Genomic DNA, 2,748 nt, shown 5'->3' with positions numbered 1-2,748 from the left:
ATTATTTTTTTATAATCTACTAATTGTTTTTTTGTTTGAATTCATTATATTAATTTTTGTAGCCATATCTGCTAATGATAAATTTTTATCATTAACATAATAAGAAATTTTTATGATTTTCTTTTTGTTTTCGTTAATATTTTTGTCTTTAATGTTATAAATTATTTTTAAAGGATTATTATTTTCCATCGCCATAACTTGATTATTACTACTAATTAAAAACAATTCTAAACCAATAAGTACAAATATATTTAAGAATAATAAATGATGTTTAATTTTAAACATTAATTTATAACTCCTTTTCATTTTATTTATCCTTTAGATGGGATGATTTAGTAGAGAGTGTTTAGGGTTCTATGGGTCAAAATAACTATCTTGGAAATTATAATAATCTCTTTCTAAATCTTCTTTATGTTTTTGGACATAATATAACATACAATTTAATGCCTCAATTTTGTTTTTATCCATAATTTGAAAACCCTTTTTTGTTTATAAATTCATTATAACATACATCAACTTTGATAGCAAGTTTTTAATTTGTTTTTGCAATATTTTTAGTTCTCTCATGGTTTTGTTTGCCTCCTTTGGTTTTTTTGTTTTTGTTTTTTGAGGAAAAGAAAAAGACCCTAGGAAAGGGTCTACTTTATATAATGTATTTAATTATTTTTTTGTTTTTTTATCTATTTGAATTTTTATAAAATTTGCTCTAACCACGTTATAACATCTTGATAAACTTGTTCGCTGTCTAAATCATTAAATAAATTATGATACATATCAGGATACAATTTCAATGTTTTATTAGATTCAGTAAGAATATTAAACAATTCTTGACTATTCTCTGACAAAATAACTTTATCTTCTTCTCCATGTAACAATAAAATAGGTTTTGGATAAATAAATGAATTATTTATTAAATTTTCTTGAAAATATTGAATGCTTAAAATCATAGTATTTCTTATAAAATTTGCAGTTAAGAAATTTACACTTCTAAAATTTTTCATTTCTTGTGTTAAAGGTAATCTCGATAATCTATCATAATTCCTTCCTACTGGAATGTTTGGCATATTTTTTATTGTTTCTTCTTCGATAAATGCATTTACAGAATCTATTATTTTTGTTGGAGCGCCACTATTAATAACTCCATCTATATCATTGTATTTATAAACGTAACAATTATTAATCATTCCGCCTAAACTGTGTCCCAATAAAATATTTTTTAAATTATTTTGTTGTTTTAAAGAATTAATTATTAAATGTAAGTCATCTATGAAAGTATGAAAATTATCAATATCTGCTACATCGTTAGAATTATTTCTACTTTGACCATGAGTTCTAATGTCATAAATTAAAACATTATAATTATTATTATTTAAAAAAATTGATAATCCTTCATATTCTTTTGAACTCTCGGCAATACCATGAGTAACAACTATATTAGCTTTAGCGTTTGTAACCTCTTTAAAATCTGTATGAATACCTATACGTTGCTCTAACAAAGGGTAAGCATAAATTTTTTGTTTAAAAATTATAAGAATTAAAAAAAATAATATAGGTAAAAAACATTTATTTTTTGTAAAAAATTGTTTTTTTAATTGAATCATGAATTAAAACTCCTTTAATTTTTATTTTTACCAACCATCAAGGCATGTTTTGTTCATTTTAGCTTTTTTGGTTTTATCGTTATTGTGTTTATTTTTGAATATGGATAAAAAATACAACTAGATGGATAAAATACCACTAACAGGATTGAAATGAAGGTAGAAGTTGTTTAATTCGAATTTATCGTTGTGGGTAAAAATTGTACCAAGGCAGTAAAGTCTTTATTTTCTTCGAGGAAGTGTTTAGGGCCTTTGTAATTGAGGATTAAGTAGTTATTTCATGGCCTTTGTATTGTTTTTTTTGAAGCCGATGTGATGCCATAATTGACTGTCGTCTTTTTTATATAAAAAGATGCGTCTTCAAAATCGTTTAAAGCGGTAAAATTATAAGTATCACAATCTTTGTTCCAACGGTCAAAAGGATGACGGTTTTTGATGAAGATGGCCAGGTTGGAAGGTTTGAGTTGGTATTCAATACGATCTTTAATTGTTGCTAGTTCAAAAAAACTTTTATTTTCTTTATCATTAAATTGTTGTTGGCAATAACCAATGCTATTTAAGTCATTAAATTTATAACGAACTTTAACCATGTATTAATTTTTTCCATATTTATTTTCTCCCCCCACTCATTGATTTTGTTTTTTTCAATTTTATCTAGGTTAGGAATAGGATTTTTAGAGAGTTGAATAACTCCTGTTTCGGTTAAGATGATAAAACCAAAAAACAGAATAACGATAAAAATAATGATTAAGAAAAACTATTTGATTTTTTTTAATTTTGATCATATTTATTAATCCCTTTAATAATTTTTTTTAATCTACACGTATTTTAACATGTTTAACTTTTTAATTAACCTTAAAATTATTTTTTGAACCAAGAAGTTACGAATTCAATTTTTTTTATTTACTTCTTGTTTAACTTTTGTAGCAAAAATGGTTGAATTGAATCTTTCCAAGTTTTTTTGATTGTTTATTTGTTTATTTAGACTATTAATTTTAGTGATTTAGGTGGTTAATTTGATTTCTGCGCCCCTTAATTCTCTTCTAGTTGCGCACTGTTCCATTTTTTTAAAAAATTTTTATTTTTAAAATTGTTCTTTAAAGTTTAAAATTAAGTAGATAATTTCTTTTCTTTTCAAATTAATAAAATA

The 2,748-nt window shown here is 23.7% G+C and carries 3 protein-coding genes; all 3 read right to left on the bottom strand.

Annotation, left to right across the window (positions count from 1 at the left end; translation table 11 throughout):
- Window positions 1–9 precede the first annotated feature (9 nt).
- The gene (locus ON17_RS01515; protein WP_017191741.1) at window positions 10–285 is read right to left on the bottom strand and encodes an SVM family protein; all 276 of its coding nucleotides are present in this window, start codon (window positions 283–285) and stop codon (window positions 10–12) included.
- A gap of 407 nt (window positions 286–692) precedes the next feature.
- On the bottom strand, window positions 693–1,601 hold the full coding sequence (locus ON17_RS01510; RefSeq protein ID WP_017191739.1) for an alpha/beta fold hydrolase: 909 nt from the start codon (window positions 1,599–1,601) through the stop codon (window positions 693–695).
- A 275-nt stretch (window positions 1,602–1,876) separates the two neighbouring features.
- Window positions 1,877–2,188, bottom strand: coding sequence for a hypothetical protein (locus ON17_RS03875; RefSeq protein ID WP_051006263.1), 312 nt, complete (start codon window positions 2,186–2,188; stop codon window positions 1,877–1,879).
- Window positions 2,189–2,748 lie beyond the last annotated feature (560 nt).

Origin of the sequence: Poinsettia branch-inducing phytoplasma str. JR1 (genome assembly GCF_000309465.1) — a bacterium.
Taxonomy (GTDB): domain Bacteria; phylum Bacillota_I; class Bacilli_A; order Acholeplasmatales; family Acholeplasmataceae; genus Phytoplasma; species Phytoplasma pruni.
The sequence above is the reverse complement of the archived record's forward strand: the minus strand, read 5'-3'. Positions and strand labels throughout refer to the sequence as shown.

Excerpts from the sequence above, each read along its gene's own strand:
- ON17_RS03875 (WP_051006263.1), bottom strand. The coding sequence starts at position 2,188 with ATGGTTAAAGTTCGTTATAAATTTAATGACTTAAATAGCATTGGTTAT.
- ON17_RS01515 (WP_017191741.1), bottom strand. The coding sequence starts at position 285 with ATGTTTAAAATTAAACATCATTTATTATTCTTAAATATATTTGTACTT.
- ON17_RS01510 (WP_017191739.1), bottom strand. The coding sequence starts at position 1,601 with ATGATTCAATTAAAAAAACAATTTTTTACAAAAAATAAATGTTTTTTA.